The organism is Micromonospora violae (assembly GCF_004217135.1).
In the GTDB taxonomy this organism is placed as follows: Bacteria; Actinomycetota; Actinomycetes; order Mycobacteriales; family Micromonosporaceae; genus Micromonospora; species Micromonospora violae.
This window is the reverse complement of sequence record NZ_SHKK01000001.1, coordinates 2409445-2428460: the sequence shown is the minus strand read 5'-3', so window position 1 is coordinate 2428460 and position 19016 is coordinate 2409445. Positions and strand designations below refer to the sequence as shown.

The window sequence follows — 19016 nt, the reverse complement described above, 5'->3', positions numbered from 1 at the left end:
AAGATTGTTCCCGTGACCAGCGAGAACACGCGCCGGGGTTGGACCAGCCGAACCGCCTGGGAAGGGCGGTTCAACGCTCCGCTGCGCGCCTTCCTGCGTACCGAGACCGGCGGCGCGCGGGTGATGCTGATCGCCGCGGTGGCGGCGCTCGTCTGGGCGAACCTCAGCGCATCGTCGTACGAGTCGGTCTGGGGCACCTCCTTCTCGGTCCAGCTCGGCGACTGGCACGTGTCGCACGACCTGCGTACCTGGGTCAACAGCGGTCTGATGACGTTCTTCTTCCTGGTCGTGGGTCTGGAGTTGCGCCGCGAGTTCGACATCGGCGAGTTGCGGGAGCGGCGTCGCCTGGCGTTGCCGATGCTGGCCGGGGTCGGCGGCATGCTCGTGCCGATCGCCATCTATCTCGCCATCAACGCCGGGCACCCCACCGCGGCGGGCTGGGGTGCGGTGATGGCCACCGACACGGCGCTCGCGCTCGGCGCGCTGGCCGTCTTCGGGCCGCGCTTCTCAGAGCGGCTGCGGGGCTTCCTGCTGACCGTCGCCGTCGTCGACGACGTGGTGGCCATCTTGGTGCTGGCCATCGCGTACCCCCATCACCCCTCGCTGACGGCGCTGGTCGTCGCGGCGGTGATCTTCGGCATTGTCCTGCTCGTCCGGGCGTGGGGTGTGCGGTTCGGGCCGGTCTACGCGCTGCTGGGGGTGGCGGCCTGGCTCGCCGTTTCGATGTCCGGTGTCGACCCGGTCGCGGTGGGCCTGGTGATGGGGTTGCTGAGCTACGCCTACGCCCCGGGCCGCAGCGAGTTGCAGCGGGCCAGCGACCAGTTCCGCCTGTTCCGGGAACAGCCCACCCCGCAACTCGCCCGGATGGCCCAGGCCGGGCTCACCTCGGCGTTGTCGCCGAACGAGCGGCTGCAGGCGCTCTACCACCCGTGGGCCAGTTACCTGGTGGTGCCCCTGTTCGCGCTGGCCAACGTCGGCATCGTGATCGACGGTGACCTGCTGGCCCGAGCCGTGACCTCCCCGGTCACGCTCGGTGTGGTGGTCGCGTACCTCGTCGGCAAGCCGGCCGGGATCGTGGTCACCGCCTGGCTGGTGGCCCGGTTGAGCGGCAACCGGTTCCGGCCGCCCGTCGGCTGGCTCGCGGTCGCGGGGGTCGGCACGATCTCCGGCATCGGGTTCACCGTCGCGCTCCTGATCGCCACCCATGCGCTGAGCGGCCCGGCGCTGGACGAGGCGAAGTTCGGCATCATCGTGGCGACGCTCGGCGCGTCCCTCATCACCTGGTTGGTGTTCCGTTCCGTCAAGTGGCTCTCGCCGGCGCGGCGGACACGCGCGTTGCTGGGCGTCGCCGAGGGGATCGTCGACCTGATGCTGCCGGTCGATCCGGGCCGCGACCATGTGCGCGGGTCGCTGGACGCACCGGTGACGGTCGTGGAGTACGGCGACTTCGAGTGCCCCTACTGCGGGCAGGCCGAGCCGGTGGTCCGGAAGCTGCTGGCCGACTTCGCCAACGTCCGGTACGTCTGGCGGCACCTGCCGCTCACCGATGTTCACCCGCATGCCCAGCTCGCCGCGGAAGCCGCCGAGGCGGCGGGGGAGCAGGGCGCGTTCTGGGAGATGCACGACCTGCTGCTCGCCCACCAGGACGCCCTCAACCCCACCGATCTGCTCGGTTACGCCGAACAACTCGGCCTGGACCTGGACGGGTTCCGGGAGCACATGGTCAAGCGAAAGGGTGTGGACCGGATCGCCGAGGACGTCGACTCCGCCGACCTCAGCGACGTCACCGGCACCCCGACCTTCTTCATCAAGGGCCGGCGACACCACGGCGCGTACGACATCGCCGCGCTCTCGGCAGCGGTGAAGGCGGCGTTCTCGAGCGCGCGGCTGCAACCCGAGTACCACGCTCGGGAACCCGGGCAGGGCGACGACGGCCCCACGAACTGACCGAGCGGGCGCTGCCTGACCGAGCGGGCGCTGCGTGTGGGCGGTGCCGGGCGGGTGCTGCCGCGCGGTGCTGCTGCGCGGGTGGGGGAGGTGGCGGTCGCTGCGGCATTACCGACACCGGGCGGGCGGCCTGATTCGTTTGTGGCATCAGCTCCAAAGGCAGCCCGCCAAGCCTGCCGCCCAGAGCCGCCAAGCCGCGCCAGCCGCCAAGCCGTGCCGAGCCGCCAAGCCGCGCCAGCCGCCAAGCCGTGCCGAGCCGCCAAGCCGCGCCAGCCGCCAAGCCGCGCGAAGCCGCGCCGAGCCGCGAAGCCCCGGGGCGGCAGCCTCGGCCGTGGGCCGGGACGGCCGGCTCCGGGTGACTGGGTCGGTGGGGCGTGCAGGGCCGCCGGGCTCGCGTTCTACGATCCCCGGCATGCCAACCGAGCCTCCCGGCGCGGCCTCCGCCCTCGACGTGGGATCGCTCCCAATCACGTCGGACGTCGCGGACGTCTACCGCGACCTGCTGCGGGTGGCACCCCTGCCGCAGCGGGAGTTCCTGTCCACCGCGTCACGACCGGCCGCTCGGGCGCTCGCCGCGTTGCTGAGCAGCGGGGTGGTGCACCGCGACGCCGCTGGCGTGCTGCACGTCCGGCCGCCGCGTACCGCCCTGGAGAACTGGGCCGCGCAGCGGGAGATGGAGGCCGCCCGTGCGCGCGCCGCGGCGGAGACGCTGTCCGGGCTCTACAGCGCGGTGCACGGCACCGGGGCCGCGTTCGTCGAGGTCATTGAGGGAAAGGGCGCCGTCCGCGAGCTGTTTCGCCAGTTGCAGGCCGGTGCCCGCACCGAGGTGCGGGGTCTGGAACGCGGGCCGTACCTGCGCGACACCGCCCGGGTCCCGGAGGAGGTGCAGTACGACGGGTTGCGCCGCGGCTTGCGCTACCGGTGCGTGTACGAGGGTGAACTGTTGCACGACGAGGCGATGTTGGCGGCGGTGCGCGCCGCGGTCGCTGCCGGCGAGCAGGCGCGGGTCTTCCCGGAGTTGCCCCTGAAGATGATGCTGGTCGACGCCGACCGTGGCCTCGTCGTCCTGCCGCGGGCCAGCGGTGACGACGCCGACGCGATGCTGGTGCACCGCTCCCGCCTGCTGGACGGGCTGTCGGAGCTGTTCGAGGTGTTCTGGCGGCTCGGTGCGCCGATCCACGCGACCGCCGCCACCGCCCATCCGGACGCGGAACCGACGGCCGCCACGCAGCGGCTGCTCGCGCTGCTCACCGCCGGGCTGACCGACGAGGCCATCGCCCGTGACCTCGGGATCAGCAACCGCACGGTGCACCGCCGGGTCAGTCGCCTGCAGGAGTTGCTCGGCGCGCGCAGCCGGTTCCAACTGGGCGTGCAGGCCACTCGCCGCGGCTGGCTGTGACTGGCTGTAGCGGCTGTGACTGGCCGGATCCTGCCATGGCCGGTCTTCGTCAGCGCGGGACCGTGGCGGCGAAACACTCCTGGGCCAGGGTGAAGGCCATTCGATCATCCGCTCCACGAGAGGACGGGCCGATGCCCCATCCCACGACCGGGTCGCGCCGCCCACGCCGCGGCCGCCGGCCGGCCGCCCTGCTCGCCGTGACTCTGGTCGCGGCGGTCCTGACCAGCGGCACGGCCGTCACCCCGGCCGCCGCAGCCCAGGCCGCCGAACCGGACACCGCCGCCCTGGCCGCGTCCCTGGCCACCCAGACGCTCTCCTGGGAGTCGTGTGGGTTGGCTGACGTCACCCCCGAGGACGAGGCTCAACTGCGGCTGACCTGCGCGACGGTCACGGTGCCGCGGGACTGGCACAACCCGCGCGACGGCAAGACGATCCAGGTGCGGATCAGCCGCACCGCCGCCTCCGGCAGCGACCGCAAGGGTGTCCTGCTGGTCAACCCGGGCGGCCCCGGCGGCAGTGGCCTGTCGCTGGCCCCGTACGTGGCGCGGTCCGCGCCCGCCCTCGCCGAGCACTACGACGTGATCGGCTTCGACCCGCGCGGTGTCGGGCAGAGCACCCCGTTGCTCTGCACGGTCACCTACCGCGACACCGACAACACCAATGACCTGATCACCCGGGCCAATGTGGCCGGCTGCCGCAGCACCGAGCTGACGAAGTTCATCACCACCGAGCAGACCACGTACGACATGGACTTCATCCGGGTGCTGCTGGGGGAGCGGACGCTCAACTACCTCGGCTACTCGTACGGCACCTGGCTGGGCACCTGGTACGCGGCGACGTTCCCGAGCCGTACCAACCGGATGGTGCTCGACTCGGTGGCCGCGGTCGGCTCATCCACCCTGCAGGAGACCTGGGATCTGCAACCGTTCACCCGCGACCGGGCGTTCCAGGAGCAGTTGCTGCCGTACATGGCCCGCCACGACGACCTGTACGGCCGGGGCACCGACCCGATGAAGATCCGGGAGATGTTCGAGCGGGCCGGCGGCACGCGCATCGGCATGGGGCCGTTCATGTTCGGCTGGTTCATCCTCGGCGCTCTCTACGACACCCAGAACTACCCGACCGCGGCGGCCGCGGTCAACACGGTGATCGAGTACTACGAGGAGTGGAACGGCTGGACGCCCGAGCAGATCCTCAGCGCCGCCACCGCGAAGCTGCTCGCCGCACCGGGGATCACCGCCGACGGCCGGGCGTACATCGAGCAGTCGCGGGTCAGCGCCCAGGCGGCGCTGAAGACGCAGCGTGACCGGTCACTGCTGGCCCAGGGCACGGACGAGTACACCTACGACATCGACTACGTCTTCGAGGTGATCCGCTGCCAGGACGGGCAGTGGAACGACAGCGTCGCCCACTGGAACGCGTTCAGCCGGCGGCTGACCCGCGACGCCCCGCTGGTCGCCCCGTACCTGCAGAACCCGCCGGCCTGCGCGTACTGGCCGACCAGCAACAAGATGCCGAAGTTCGACCGCAAGACGTTCCCCAGGGTGCTCATGTTGCAGGACGAGCTCGACGTCGCGACGGCGTACGAGGGCGCGCTGGCGGCGTCGAAGAAGCTTCCCGGCGCGTCGATGATCAGCGTCGACAACGAGGGTAGCCACGGTGTCTTCCCGTACTACACGTCGTGCGTGGACGACCCGGTGTACGCCTACCTGCTGGACGGACGCCTTCCCTCGGAGACGTACACCGGCTGCCAGGCGGTGCCGCTGCCGGGCGAGACGGCGGTGTTCGAGGTGGGTGGCAAGCTGACCGGCAAGGGGACGGTGCGGACCCAGCTGATCAGCGACGACATGCGGGCGGCGAACCGCATGCTCAAGCGGATGCTGCGCACCGAGCCGGGGCCGTCGTACCCGGAGTAGGTGGCCGTTGGGTGCGGGCGGTGACCGTCCGCCCGCACCCTCGACGGTGTTCATGTCCGCAGTGGAACAACGGAACGTACTGGCGGAATCACGGTGGACTCGGGCTCTTGACTCTGGTGAAACATCGGGCCACGATCGGACAACGTTGTCACTGATCTTCGCCAGTTGACAACGCTGCCATGTCTGGAGGCACGATGTCCGAGCCATCGCCGATTTCGCGGCGTACCTTCCTCTCCGCAGGCGCGACGCTGCTGGCGTCGATCGGGGTGACCGCGGCCCTACCGGACGCCCTCGCGTCCGCCGCCGCGCCGCCGCCACCCGCCACCCCGCCCGGCACGCCGGCCGCCACCGACCTCGCCCGGTACCGCCCGGTGGCGGTCTCCTCGACCGACTACGCGCCGACGTCCGCCACCTTCGCCGTGGACGGCCTGCCGCAGGTCGGCGTCCGGGGCAGCGGGTGGCGCGCCGCCGCCGGCGACCCACAGTGGATCTCGGTGGACCTCCAGGCGCTGTGCCGGGTCGAGGCCGTCACCCTGGTCTTCGAGGCCACGCTCGCCGACGGGCCGTTCGACGGCAACTACACCGACACCGACGGTGACGAGATCCTCTCCAGCGCCGCGACGGCGTACCGGATCGAGGTCTCCACCGACGGCCGGGCCTGGCGGTCGGTGTACGAGACCAGCGAGGGACAGGGCGGCGTGCAGGCCATCAAGCTGCCCGAGCCGGTCACCGCCCGGTGGATCCGGATGACCGCCACGAAGCGCTCGAACAGCAACCCGGTGGGTCTCAACGGCTTCCAGGTCTACGGCGTACCGCTCGCCGGCCGGCCGAAGGCCGAGGGTTGGACCAGTTGGGAGGGCGGCAACACCGGTCCGACCCCCGAGCTCAGGGTGGCCGCCGACGGTACGGTCCCGTTGGAGTCGGGCTGGTCGTTGACGATGGACGACTTCGCCGGCACCGCCGACGGCGCCGAACTCTCCCGTGCCGGCGTCGACGTCCGGTCCTGGCTGCCGGCGACGGTGCCCGGCACCGTGCTGGGCACCCTGGTCGAGCAGGGCCACCTGCCCGACCCGGTGGCCGGCTTCAACAACATGCGCATCCCGGAGGCGCTGTCCCGGCACACCTGGTGGTACCGGCGCGCGCTGCGGCTGCCGCGCGACCTGGACACCTCGGCTGGCCGACGGATCTGGCTGGAGTTCGACGGGATCAACCACGAGGCGACCGCCTGGGTCAACGGCGTGCAGGTCGGCAGCGTCAAGCACCCGTTCGCGCGGGCGGCCTTCGACATCACCGACGCGCTGGCCGATCACCGTGGCGAGCACGTCCTCGCCGTCCGGGTCATCCCGATGCCGCACCCGGGCACCCCCGGCGACAAGGGCCCCGACGGTCGTACCTTCCTCCAGTCGGCCCACCACTACCTGGACGCGCCCACCTACCTGGCGGTGTCCGGGTGGGACTGGATGCCCGCCGTCCGCGACCGGGTCACCGGCCTCTGGGACCACGTCCGGCTGCGCAGCACCGGCGCGGTGGTCATCGGCGACCCGCACGTGCAGACCACGCTGCCCGACCTGCCCGACACCGGCACCGCCGAGGTCACCATCCGGGTGCCGGTCCGCAACGCGGCGGCCAGCGCCACCACCGTCACCGTCCGCGCCGAGTTCGACAAGGTACGCGTGGAGTCCACCGTCACCGTCCCGGCCGGCGGGAACACCACCGTCACCTTCACGCCGGAGCGCTTCCGCGCGCTGCGGCTGCGCAACCCCCGGCTCTGGTGGCCCAACGGCTACGGCGACCCCCACCTGTACGACCTCACGCTCACCGCCAGCGTTCAGCGTTCGGTCAGCGACCGGCGGGCGCTTCGCTTCGGTGTCCGCGAGTTCGGCTACGACTGGCACCAGCCGGTCGTCATCTCGCCGCCCGGCAAGCCGGCGCTGGAATTCGTCGACGGCGCGGCGACCCAGACCGTCACGTTCGCCCGGCAGCACGCCCGGCACGTGCGGATCCAGGCCGGCCAGCGGGCCACCGGCTGGGGCATCTCGATGTTCTCGCTGTCGGTGGCCGACGGCACCGGCCCGGATCTCGCCCTGGGTCGCGACGCCACCGCGTCCTCCTCGGAGAACGACACCAACGTCCCCGGCAAGGCCGTCGACGGCGACCTGACCACCCGCTGGGCCTCACAGGCCGAGGACAACCAGTGGATCCGGGTCGACCTCGGCGCGGCGGTCGACTTCGACCGGGTCACCATCGTGTGGGAGCAGGCGTACGCGCTGGACTACCGCGTCCAGGTCTCCGCCGACGGGGACGCCTGGAGCGACGTGACGTCGGTCAGCAACGACACCCCGCTGGGCAGCCGGGCCGCCCAGGTCGAGACGTTCGCCAGCCAGACCGCGCAGCATCTGCGCATCCAGACCGGCGCGCGGGTGACCTCGTGGGGCGTGTCCATGTGGGCGCTCTCGGTGCAGCGGCAGGCCGAGCCGGACGTCGACCTGGCGCTGCGCCGGACCGCCACCGCGTCGTCGTCCGACAGCGACTCGAACGGCCCGGACCGGGCCGTCGACGGCAACCCCCGGACCCGATGGTCGTCGAAGTTCGAGGACAACCAGTGGATCCAGGTCGACCTGGGCGCCCCGGTCAGCTTCGACCAGGTCACCATCGTCTGGGAGCAGGCGTACGCCCGTGACTTCGTCATCCAGGTCTCCGAGGACGGGCAGCGGTGGACCGACGTGAAGTCGGTCAGCAACGCCGTCACCCAGCTCAAGATCAGCGTGAACGGTGTGCCGGTGTTCGCGCGCGGCGGCAACTGGGGCTGGGACGAGCTGCTGCGTCGGGTGCTGCCCGACCGGCTGGCCGACACGGTCGAGATGCACCGCGACATGAACTTCACGATGATCCGTAACTGGCTCGGCAGCAGCAACCGCGAGGAGCTGTACCAGGCCTGCGACGAGCAGGGCATCCTGGTGTGGAACGACTTCTGGCAGGCCGGCGCGTTCCTGCCCAACCCGCCCGGCTACGTCGACATCGCCGCCGACACGATCCGGCGGTTCCGCCACCATCCGAGCATCGTGGTGTGGTGTGGCGCGAACGAGGGTGACCCGCCGCCGATCGTGGACGCCGGGCTCAAGCAGGCCGCGGCCACCGAGCACCCGGAGATCCTCTACATCCCCAACTCGGCCGGCGGCATCGTCAGCGGCCACGGCCCGTACCACTGGGTGGAGCCGGCGTCGTACAACAACAGGAACACCTACGACACGGGTGCGTTCGGGTTCCACACCGAGATCGGCATGCCGGTGGTGTCGGTGGTCGAGAGCATGCGCAACCTCGTCGGTGACGCGCCGGGCTGGCCGATCGGTGAGGTGTGGAACTACCACGACTGGTCGAGCATCGGTAACCAGCGCGTCGACACGTACCAGGCGGCGATCGACGCGCGACTCGGTGAGTCCGACTCGCTCGACGAGTTCGCCACCCGGGCGCAGTTCGTCAACTACGAGAGCCACCGCGCCATGTTCGAGGCGTGGAACGCCAACCTGTGGCAGGACGCCACCGGTCTGCTGCTGTGGATGTCGCACCCGGCGTGGCACAGCACGGTCTGGCAGACGTACGACTACGACCTCGACGTGAACGGCGCCTACTACGGTGCCCGCAAGGGGTGCGAGCCGGTGCACGTCCAGGCCGACCCGGGCACCTGGCAGGTCCGGGTGGTCAACCACACCGCCGCGCCGCTCAGTGGGGTCACCGTGACCGCCCGACGGTACGACCTGAGTGGTCGGTCGCTGGGTGCGCCTCAACGTCAGCGGGTGGACGTGGCCCGCTCGGCCACGACGGCGGTCTTCCCGCTCGCCGCGCCGGACGGCGGCGGGTTGCACCTGGTGCGACTGGAGCTGCGGGACAGCCGCGACCGGCTGTTGGCGGAGAACACCTACTGGCGCTACGACAAGGCCGAGCAGGTGCGGGCGCTCAACAAGGTGCCGAGCACCCGGCTGTCGACGTCGTCGAGCACCGTACGCGTCGTGGACGGGCGCAACACGGTCACCACGACGGTCCGCAACCAGGGTCGTACGGTCGCCGCGTTGGTGCGGCTCGCGGTGCGCGACAAGGGCGGTCAGCGGGTCCTGCCGGCCCGCTACGACGACAACTACTTCTGGCTCCTGCCGGGGGAGACCCGCGAGGTGCGGGTCTCCTGGCCGGCGCGGCCGGGCCTCGCCCGTGAGGTCACGGTGACCGCGCAGGCCTACAACTCCTAGGAGTACGCGGTGGGAAGCGGCACCGGGCGGGCCGCTTCCCACCGTGACCCGGCGCCGGGTCACTTCTTCTTGAGCACGGCCTCGCGCCAGATCAGACCCGCGATGCTCGGCCTGACCTCGGTGGTGATCACCGCCATCGCCCGCCGGACGTACCGCTCGTCGGTCAGCTGCGCCACCATGCTCGCCGCCAGGTCCGCGCGTGCCGTGAACAGGCCGTCGGCGACGTTCTCGGCCACCTGGTAGGAGGTGACGGTCGGATGGTCGAACAGCCCGGACGGCCGGGTGATGGTCCAGTCCAGGTCGCTCTCGCGCACGAGGGACTCCATCCGCCGCATGTCCTCGTGGGCGGTGCGGCCCGCCCTGCGGTTGAACAGCGGGTCCAGGACGTTGTTGAAGAAGAACTCGCCGGTCGGTCGCCAGGTGGGGTCGAGCACGCTGGAACTGACGGTGATCAGGCGCTTGACCCCGTGGCGGTGCATGGCGGCCAGGATGTTCGCGTTGCCCGTCGAGTACACCGTGATCGGCTTCGGGGTGAGGGGGACGCCCAGGCTGGACAGGACGGCGTCGCCGCCGGCCACCGCCCGGTCGACGGCGTCCGGGTCCGCGACGTCGGCGCTGACCATCGTGAGGCCGGTGCGGGATGGCCCGGCGGGCGGTCGGCGGGTGACCGCGACGACCTCGTGGCCGGCGGCCAGGGCCTGCTCGGTGATCTGACGGCCGGTGGGGCCGGTGGCGCCGAAGACGACAATGCGCATGTGTTCGCTCCTCGCTGGGGTTGACGGCGTTGACCGTGCCAGCGGGGGAGAGCATTATTCAACCGTGTTGAATAAAACTCGGGGCCGGCCCCGCGGCAACCCCGACACCAAGGCCCGCATCACCGAAGCTGCCCGCGAGCTGTTCCTGAAGCACGGTTATCCGGGCACCACGGTCCGGGCCGTCGCCGCCGCCGCTGGCGTCGACTCGGCGCTGATCAGCTACCACTTCGGCTCCAAGCAGGGCCTCTTCAGCCAGTCACTGAACCTGCTCTGCGTTGATCCCAGCGCTCTCGACCAGGCGCTGCGGGGCAACCGGGAGCACTTGGCCGACCGTCTGCTCGACTCCGTCACCAGCATGTGGGACGCCGCCGGGCCCGCGCAGAACCGGATGGTGGTGCAGGATGACGCCACCATGCGCGCCCTGCGGGACTACCTGGACGGTGAGCTGCGCCTCCGCATCGCTGAATTTCTGGGTGGGCCGGACGCGACGCGACGGGCCACCGCGGCGGTCGGCGTGCTGGGTGGGCTGATCTTCACTCGGTACCTGAACCCGATCCGCTCGGTCGGTGTGCTGTCCCCGGTCGACGTTCGGCGGGTCTTCGGGCCGGCGTTGCGCGCGGCCCTGTACGGCCGGGCCCCGACCTGAGGGGTGCCCGGCAAGCCACTCACGGAGGTCTTGCGGCGGTCATCGTATACAACATACGCTCCCCGGCATCGCCCACTTGAGGAGCTCTCCATGACGAACCTCTCCGTCCGGGAAACGAACCTGCCCCGCCGCCGCGTGCTCCGGGCCGCCGTGGCGGCGGCCGCCGCCATCTGCACCGTCGCCGCCTGCTCACCGGTGTCGAACAACGGCGGCGGCGACCAGCCCGGCGACAACCAGTCGGCAGGTCAGGACTCTTTCGGTACGCCCGCAGACCCCGCCGCCGTGAAGCAGGGCGGCGAGCTCGTCATCGCCCTCTCCGCCGAGCCCGACGCGTTGGACCCGACGCTGTCGAGAAGCCTCTACTCCCGCTACGTCTTCCAGGCGATGTGCGAGAAGCTCTACGACGTCAACGAACAGGCGCAGGTCGTACCGCAGCTCGCGACGGCCCTGCCCACCACGAGCGACGACGGCCGGACGGTGACCATCCCGCTGCGGTCCGGCGTGCGCTTCGCGGACGGCACGGCGTTCGACTCGGCCGCGGTGAAGGCCACCCTGCAACGCCACCTCAGCAACGCACGGTCGGCCCGCAAGAGCGAACTCGGTCCGATCGACGGCGTCGACACCCCGGACGCGCAGACCGTCGTCCTGCGGCTGAAGCAGCCGTTCGCGCCGCTGCTCGGTGCCCTCGCCGACCGGGCCGGCATGATCATGAGCGCGCAGGCGCTGCGGACCCTGGGTGACGACTTCGCCTCGGCGCCGGTCTGCGTCGGCCCCTTCAAGTTCGCCAAGCGGGTGCCGCAGAACTCGATCGAGGTCGTTCGGGACCCGAACTACTACGACGCGAGCAAGGTGCACCTGGACGCCATCTCGTGGCGGATCCTCACCGACGCGAGCATCCGCGCCGCCAACCTGCGCTCCGGCGACGCGCAGGTGGCCGACTCCGTCTCCACCCAGGACGTCGCCTCGCTCCGGCAGGACGCGGCGGTCTCCGTCCTCCAGTCGCAGTCCCTCGGATACCAGGGCCTGACCATCAACGTCGGCAACGTCGACGGTGTCGGCACCGCCCCCAAGCCCATCAACCGTCCGCTCGCCCAGAACGCCAAGGTGCGGCAGGCCTTCGAGCACGCCATCGACCGCAAGGCCCTGGTCGACGCGGTCTTCAACGGTCTGCACGCCGCCGCCTGCTCCCCGATCTCGCCGGCGAGCACATTCTCGTCACCGGAGGCGCAGAACTGCCCGACGCACGACCCCGCCAAGGCCAAGCAGTTGCTGGCCGAGGCCGGCGTGCAGACGCCGTACACGGTGACCATGCTCGCCTCGAACACCCCCGACACGCTGCGCCTGGCGCAGGCGTTGCAGTCCATGGTCAAGGACGGCGGATTCGACCTGAAGATCAACCCGGTGGAGTACTCCTCGCTCCTCGACGAGCAGGACCGCGGCAACTTCGAGCTGCTGCAACTGGGCTGGAGTGGACGGATCGACCCGGACGCCAACATCACGAACTTCGTCGGCACCGGCGGCAGCCAGAACGTCTCCGGCTACAGCAACCCGCAGCTGGACACCCTGTTGACCCAGGCCCGCCAGGCCGGTGACGTCGAGGAGCGCCGCAAGCTGTACGGGCAGGCGGTCACCCTGCTCCAGCAGGACGACGCCCTCATCTACCTCTACCGGCAGCGCAACCTGACCGCCGTCAGCAAGCAGATCCAGGGCCTCCAGGTCTTTCCGGACGGCGTGATCCGGGCGGCCTTCGCCGGCTTCGGCAAGTAGGTCGTCGTGGCCCGGTATCTGCTCACCCGCGCCTGGCAGTCGGCGCTGACCCTGCTGCTGTCGACGATCGTGGTCTTCGTCGGTGTGCGCGCGCTCCCCGGCGACCCGGCTCTCGCGCTGGCCGGCGAGGACCGGTCGCCGGAGGCGCTGGAGGCCATCCGTCACCACTACGGGCTGGACCAGCCGCTGCTGGTGCAGTTCGCCCAGTACGTGGAGCGGATGGCGCAGGGCGACTTCGGGGTGTCGATCCGCACCGGTACGCCGGTCTCGTCGATGCTGACGACCGCCCTGCCGGTGACCGTCGAGTTGTCGATCCTGGCGATCCTCATCGCGGCGGCGCTCGGGGTCGGCGCGGGGGTGCTCGCGGCGGTCCGTCGGGGGCGCCCGGCGGAGTGGCTCGCCAACGGCCTGGCCCTGATCGGCCTGTCGGTGCCGCACTTCTGGCTCGGGCTGCTGGCGATCCTCTACCTGTCCGTGGCGACCGGGCTGTTTCCCGCCTCCGGCTTCGTGCCGATCCTGGAGGATCCGGTGGACAACCTGTACCACCTCGTCCTGCCGGCCGTGATCCTCGGCACCGGACTCGCCGCCATCATCATGCGGCAGACCCGCTCGGCGATGCTGGACTCGCTCTCCTCCGACTACGTGCGGACGGCGAAGGCGAAGGGTCTGCGACCGCGTGCCGTCATCACCCGGCACGCCCTGCGCAACAGCCTCATCGTGGTGGTCACCGTCGTGGGTCTCCAACTCGGCGGCCTGATCTCGGGCGCGGTCGTCACCGAACAGATCTTCGGGCTGCCGGGCTTCGGCAAGATGACCATCGACGCGGTCTTCCAACGGGACTACCCGGTGATCCAGGCCGTCGTCCTGCTCACCGCGACGGCCTACATCGTGATCAACTTTTTCGTGGACCTGCTCTACTCGGTCATCGATCCACGCATCCGGGTGACGGGAGATCCCGCATGACCGTCCTCACCGTACCGATGGCGGAGACCGGCTCCGCCAGCGTCACCCGGCGTGCCCGGGTGCTGCGGCGGCTGCGGCGCAACCCGCTCGCCGTGGTGAGCTTCGTCGTGCTCGCGCTGGCCGTCGTCATCGCGTTGCTCTCGCCCTGGCTCGCGCCCTACTCGGTCGACCAGACCGACTTCGCCCGCACGTTCGCACCGCCCGGCACCGCCGGGCACCTGCTGGGCACCGACGACCTCGGCCGGGACGTCCTGTCCCGCATCATGCTCGGTGCGCGGGCGTCGTTGCAGGTGGGGCTCCTGGCGGTAGCCACGTCGCTGGTCATCGGGGTGCCGCTCGGGCTGGCGGCCGGCTACTTCCGGGCCTGGGACGCGGTGATCTCACGCTTCACCGACCTGCTGCTGGCGTTCCCGTTCCTGATCATGGCGGTGGGGTTGGCGGCCATCCGGGGCGCCAGCCTCGGCAACGCCGCCGTGGCCATCGGCATCGCCCAGATCCCCGGCGTCATCCGGGTCGTCCGCTCGGACACGCTGCGCCTCAAGTCGCTGGACTTCGTCGCGGCGGCCGTGGTCGACGGCGCGAGCGACCTGTGGGTGCTGGCCCGGCACATCCTGCCCAACGCGACCTCGGTGATCCTGGTGCAGGCCACGGTCGCGATCCCGGCCGCGATCCTCGGCGAGGCGGTGCTCTCCTTCCTCGGCCTCGGCATCCAACCCCCGGCGCCGAGTCTGGGCACCATGCTGGCCACCGCCCAGCAGTTCGCCGCCCGCGCGCCGTGGGCCGCCGTCCTCCCCGGTGTCGTGATCATGGGCTTGGCCCTGGCGTTCAACGTCTTCGGAGATGCCCTGCGCGACGCGCTCGACCCGAAAGGAGACCGGCGATGACCACAGTCTCCGCGCCCGTGCTGGAGATCCGCGACCTGTCGGTGTCGTTCCCGACCGAGACCGGCACCGTCTCGGCGGTCGACGCTGTCAGCCTCGACCTCGCACCCGGAGAGATCGTCGGGATGGTGGGCGAGTCGGGGTGCGGAAAGAGCGTCACCGCGATGAGCATCGCCGGACTGCTGCCGGGCAGCGCCCGGGTCACCGGTTCGGTGCGACTGGCCGGCACCCAGCTGGTCGGGGCCCGCGAATCGGCGCTGCGTCGGGTCCGTGGCCGGGAGATCGCCTACATCTTCCAGGAGCCGATGACGTCGTTGAACCCGGTGCTCACCGTCGGGCGGCAGATCGGGGAGGTGCTCCAGGTCCACGAGCGGATGTCCCGACGGGCAGCGCGGGCGCGCGCCGTCGAACTGCTGACGCTCGTCGGGATCCCGTCCGCCGCCCAGCGGGTCGACAGCTATCCCCACCAGCTCTCCGGCGGCATGCGTCAACGCGTGATGATCGCGATGGCGGTGGCCTGCGGCCCGAAGGTGCTGGTGGCCGACGAGCCGACCACCGCACTGGACGTCACGGTCCAGGCCGGCATCCTCCAGGTGCTGCGCGACCTGCGCGACCGGCTCGGCACGAGCGTCCTCATCATCACCCACGACCTCGGCGTGATCGCCGACATCGCGGACCGCGTGGTCGTCATGTACGCCGGCCGGGTGGTGGAACGGGCGCCGGTGGACGACCTGTTCGCCACCCCACGGCACCGGTACACGGCCGGGCTCCTGTCGGCGTCACCGCAGCCGGGCCGGCACGCCGGCACGGACCGGTTGACCGAGATCCCCGGGCTGGTGCCCGTCCTGGCGAGCCAACCCGACGCCTGCACCTTCGCGGACCGGTGCCCGGCCGCCGATGAGCGGTGCCGGGCCGCCGCCCCGCCGCTGGAGGGTATCGGCGGCACCGACCATGTCGCGGCCTGTTGGCATCCGTGCCCGACGGCATCGACGGCACCGACGGCAGCTCAGGAGGTGAACCGATGACGGCACAGCCGAACGCCCTGGAGATCGCGGACCTGGTGATGCACTTCGGCCCGGTGCGCGCCGTGGACGGAGTGTCGCTGACCATCCCGCGCGGCCGGGTCACCGCCCTGGTGGGGGAGAGCGGTTCCGGGAAGTCGACGGTGGGCCGGTGCGTGGTGCGGCTCGTCGAGCCGACCGCGGGGACGGTCCGGATCGCGGGCACGGACGTCACCCACCTGTCCCGACGGCAACTGCGCCCCCACCGCGGCGCGGTGTCGATCGTCTTCCAGGACCCGGCCGCGTCCCTGGACCCGCGCATGCTGGTGGGCGAGATCGTGGCCGAGCCGCTGCGGCTGGCCGGTCAGCGGATGTCCCGGCGTGACCGCGACGCCCGCGTCGCTCCCCAACTCGAACGGGTGGGCCTGCGCGCCGAGGTGGCCCGTCGCTACCCCCATGAGTTGTCCGGCGGGCAACGCCAGCGGGTCAGCATCGCCCGAGCCCTGATCTCCGAGCCGATGCTGCTCATCGCCGACGAACCCACCAGCGCGCTCGACGTGTCGGTGCAGGCGTCGGTGCTCAACCTCCTCGCCGACCTGCAACGCGACATCGGGTTCGCCTGCCTCTTCATCACCCACGACCTCTCCGCGGTCGAGTACCTGGCCGACGACATCGCGGTCATGTACCTGGGTCAGCTCGTCGAGCAGGGCAGCCGCGAGCGGATCTTCGCCCGGCCCGCCCACCCGTACACGCAGGCTCTGCTGTCCGCCGCGCCGGTGGCCGATCCGGTCCGGCAGCGCCACCGTCAGCCGGTGCTGCTCGGCGACGATCTGCCGTCCGCGCTCGACCCGCCGTCCGGCTGCCGGTTCCGGACCCGGTGCCCGCTCGCCTTCGACCGGTGCGCGACGGAGGTGCCGGCGCAGACCGCGATCGGCGACGGCATGGCCGCCTGTCACCTGGTTCAACCGGACGGTACCGGTCCCGACGTTCGCACCGCAGATCCCAGTGAGGTGTTGTCATGACGTTCACCACCCGACCGACGTTGCAGGGCACCTTCGGCATGGTGTCCTCGACCCACTGGCTCGCCAGCCAGGCGGCGATGGGCATCCTGGAGCGCGGCGGCAACGCCTTCGACGCCGCGGTCACCGCCGGGTTCGTCCTGCACGTCGTCGAGCCGCACCTGAACGGGCCGGGCGGCGAGGTGCCGGCCATCGTGGTGACCGCACAGGACCCCCGGCCGAAGGTGCTGTGCGGGCAGGGGCCGGCCCCGGCCGGTGCCACCATCGCGCACTTCCGGTCCCTCGGGATGGACCTCATCCCGGGTGCCGGGCCGCTCGCGGCGGCCGTACCGGGCGCCGTGGACGCCTGGCTGCTGCTGCTGCGCGAGCACGGCACATTCACCCTCGCCGAGGTGCTGGAGCCGGCGATCGGCTACGCGGGCGCCGGGCACCCGCTGGTGGGCCGGGTCGGTGACACCGTGGCGGCCGTCCGGTCGTTGTTCGAGGAACACTGGCCCACCTCCGCCGCGCTCTGGCTGCGCGGCGGCCGACCGCCGGCCGCCGGGGAGATGGTCACCAACCCGGCGTACGCGGACACCCTGCGCCGGCTCGTCGCGGCGGGACAGTCGGCCGGCGGCGACCGGGAGGCCCAGATCGAGGCCGCGCGCCGGGCCTGGAGCACGGGTTTCGTCGCCGAGGCGATCGACGCGTTCAGCCGGCGACCGTTCCAGGACTCCAGCGGACGCCCCCACGCCGGGCTGGTCACCGGCGACGACCTGGCCGCGTACTCGGCGAGTTGGGAGACGCCCGCCACCCTCGACTGGCACGGCTACTCGGTGGCGAAGACCGGTTTCTGGGGTCAGGGCCCGGTGCTGCTGGAGTCACTGGCCACTCTGGACGCGCTCGACGACCCGGGCGCGTACGACCCGGGGACCGCGGCGGGCGTCCACGCCCAGGTCGAGGCGCTCAAGCTCGCCTTCGCCGACCGGGAGGCCTGGTACGGCGACGGTGACGGTGTCGACGTGCCCGCCAAGGCGTTGCTCTCCCCGCAGTACGCGCGGGAGCGGGCCGCCCTGATCGGTGATCGCGCGTCGGCGCAGTTGCGGCCGGGACGTCCGGACGGGGCGCAACCGCGCCTGCCGGCGCGCGTCCGACCCGGTGCCGCGCGGCCTGCCGGGCCGACGGATGCCGCCACGGGTGAGCCGACCGTGCAGTCGGACGGGGTGACCCGGGGCGACACCTGTCACGTGGACGTGGTCGACCGCTGGGGCAACATGATCTCCGCTACGCCCAGTGGTGGTTGGTTGCAGAGTTCCCCCACCATTCCCGAGCTCGGCTTCCCGCTGGGCAGCAGGTTGCAGATGTTCTGGCTGGAGGAGGGGCTCGCCTCGTCGTTGGCGCCGGGGCGTCGCCCGCGTACGACGTTGAGCCCGACCATGGTGCACCGCGACGGGGAGCCGGTGTTGGCGTGCGGCACCCCGGGCGGCGATCAGCAGGACCAGTGGCAGTTGCCGTTCCTGCTGCGGCACCTCGTCGGTGGTCAGAGCCTCCAGGAGGCGATCGACGCGCCGGCCTGGCACACGCTCAGCCTGCCGGGGTCGTTCTATCCCCGTGACATGGAGCCCGGTGTCCTGGTGGTGGAGGACCGGTACGACGACAGTGTGCTGGCGGCCCTGCGGGCGTACGGGCACGAGGTGCGGGTCGTCGACGGGTGGAGCCTCGGTCGGCTCTGCGCGGTGACCCGTGACCCGGCGACGGGCGTGCTCGCCGCCGGCGCGAACCCCCGGGGCATGCAGGGCTACGCGTGCGGCCGCTAGCGGGTGCCGTAGCCACCTTCGGCGTTCTCGTACGCCGCGGCGGATGCCGCGTCGAGGTGGTGGAGCGCGGCCTGCTCGGCGCGGTCACCGTCGCCTGACTCGATGGCGTCGACGAGTTGGATGTGCTCGGCCCACGAGTGGGGCGCGCGTTCGGCCGCGCCGAGCCGGAAGATCCACTGGACATGGAGGTAGAGCGACTTGGCGATCGACGACAGCCAGGGGTTTCCGCTGATCTGGAGGATGCGCAGGTGCAGCGCGCTGTTCAGTTCGGCGACCCGGGCCAGGTCCTGTCGCTGGGTTGCCTCGCGGCCCTGGTCGAGCAGCGCCCGCAGGGACGCCACGTCGGCCGCGCTCGCCCGCTCGGCGGCCAGCCGGGCGGCGAGCGCCTCCAGCCGCTCGCGCACGGCGAACATGTCGGCGATGGTCCCGCTGCTCGGTGAGGCGACGACCGCTCCCCGGCGGGGAAGGATCACGACGAAACCCTCTGCCTCGGCGACGCGCAGCGCCTCCCGGACGGGGTTGCGGGAGACGCCGAAGTCCTCGGCGAGCCGGTCCTCGGTGAGCCGTTCCCCGGGCAGGTAGTCGCCGTCGATGATGGCCGTCCGCAGCGCGGCGAGGACCTGATCGCGTAGCGGCAGGTGTTGCGCGCCGAGCTTGTCCCGCAGATCTTCAGCCACCCGGGTCG

At 71.5% G+C, this 19016-nt stretch carries 13 protein-coding genes; 11 read left to right on the top strand and 2 right to left on the bottom strand.

The window, feature by feature from the left end; genetic code table 11:
- Window positions 1-12 precede the first annotated feature (12 nt).
- From nhaA to EV382_RS10990, 4 genes are all read left to right on the top strand, one after another.
- Complete coding sequence (gene nhaA / locus EV382_RS11005; RefSeq protein ID WP_130401467.1) at window positions 13-1947, top strand: Na+/H+ antiporter NhaA; 1935 nt, start codon at window positions 13-15, stop codon at window positions 1945-1947.
- 412 nt (window positions 1948-2359) lie between these two features.
- The gene (locus EV382_RS11000; RefSeq protein ID WP_130401466.1) at window positions 2360-3346 is read left to right on the top strand and encodes a helix-turn-helix transcriptional regulator; all 987 of its coding nucleotides are present in this window, start codon (window positions 2360-2362) and stop codon (window positions 3344-3346) included.
- A 131-nt stretch (window positions 3347-3477) separates the two neighbouring features.
- Window positions 3478-5262, top strand: a complete 1785-nt coding sequence (locus EV382_RS10995) for an alpha/beta hydrolase (RefSeq protein ID WP_130401465.1) — start codon at window positions 3478-3480, stop codon at window positions 5260-5262.
- 194 nt (window positions 5263-5456) lie between these two features.
- On the top strand, window positions 5457-9503 hold the full coding sequence (locus tag EV382_RS10990) for a discoidin domain-containing protein (protein WP_130401464.1): 4047 nt from the start codon (window positions 5457-5459) through the stop codon (window positions 9501-9503).
- 59 nt (window positions 9504-9562) lie between these two features.
- On the opposite strand, the gene EV382_RS10985 is transcribed toward EV382_RS10990, so the two are convergent.
- The gene (locus EV382_RS10985; protein ID WP_130401463.1) at window positions 9563-10258 is read right to left on the bottom strand and encodes an NAD(P)-dependent oxidoreductase; all 696 of its coding nucleotides are present in this window, start codon (window positions 10256-10258) and stop codon (window positions 9563-9565) included.
- Window positions 10259-10322: 64 nt separating this feature from the next.
- On the opposite strand from EV382_RS10985, the gene EV382_RS33785 reads away from it, so the two are divergent.
- The 7 genes from EV382_RS33785 to EV382_RS10950 all read left to right on the top strand — a co-directional run bounded on the left by EV382_RS33785 (window position 10323) and on the right by EV382_RS10950 (window position 18331).
- Window positions 10323-10904, top strand: coding sequence for a TetR/AcrR family transcriptional regulator (locus tag EV382_RS33785; RefSeq protein WP_208758365.1), 582 nt, complete (start codon window positions 10323-10325; stop codon window positions 10902-10904).
- Window positions 10905-10994: 90 nt separating this feature from the next.
- Window positions 10995-12671 (top strand): ABC transporter substrate-binding protein, encoded by a 1677-nt coding sequence (locus EV382_RS10975; protein ID WP_130401462.1) that lies wholly within the window; start codon window positions 10995-10997, stop codon window positions 12669-12671.
- A 6-nt stretch (window positions 12672-12677) separates the two neighbouring features.
- The gene (locus EV382_RS10970; protein ID WP_130401461.1) at window positions 12678-13634 is read left to right on the top strand and encodes an ABC transporter permease; all 957 of its coding nucleotides are present in this window, start codon (window positions 12678-12680) and stop codon (window positions 13632-13634) included.
- The gene (locus tag EV382_RS10965; protein WP_130401460.1) at window positions 13631-14518 is read left to right on the top strand and encodes an ABC transporter permease; all 888 of its coding nucleotides are present in this window, start codon (window positions 13631-13633) and stop codon (window positions 14516-14518) included. The genes EV382_RS10970 and EV382_RS10965 overlap by 4 nt, the downstream gene beginning before the upstream one ends.
- The gene (locus EV382_RS10960; protein WP_130401459.1) at window positions 14515-15540 is read left to right on the top strand and encodes an ABC transporter ATP-binding protein; all 1026 of its coding nucleotides are present in this window, start codon (window positions 14515-14517) and stop codon (window positions 15538-15540) included. The genes EV382_RS10965 and EV382_RS10960 overlap by 4 nt, the downstream gene beginning before the upstream one ends.
- Window positions 15537-16538, top strand: a complete 1002-nt coding sequence (locus EV382_RS10955; RefSeq protein ID WP_130401458.1) for an ABC transporter ATP-binding protein — start codon at window positions 15537-15539, stop codon at window positions 16536-16538. Before EV382_RS10960 ends, EV382_RS10955 begins: the two co-directional genes overlap by 4 nt.
- Entirely contained in the window at window positions 16535-18331 is a 1797-nt protein-coding gene (locus EV382_RS10950) for a gamma-glutamyltransferase family protein (protein WP_130401457.1), read from the top strand. Before EV382_RS10955 ends, EV382_RS10950 begins: the two co-directional genes overlap by 4 nt.
- Here the strand turns inward: EV382_RS10950 and EV382_RS10945 are convergent.
- Window positions 18328-19008 carry a GntR family transcriptional regulator gene (locus EV382_RS10945; protein WP_165435763.1) on the bottom strand — a complete coding sequence of 227 codons (681 nt, stop codon included), beginning with the start codon at window positions 19006-19008 and terminating at the stop codon, window positions 18328-18330. The genes EV382_RS10950 and EV382_RS10945 overlap by 4 nt on opposite strands.
- Window positions 19009-19016: the final 8 nt, after the last annotated feature.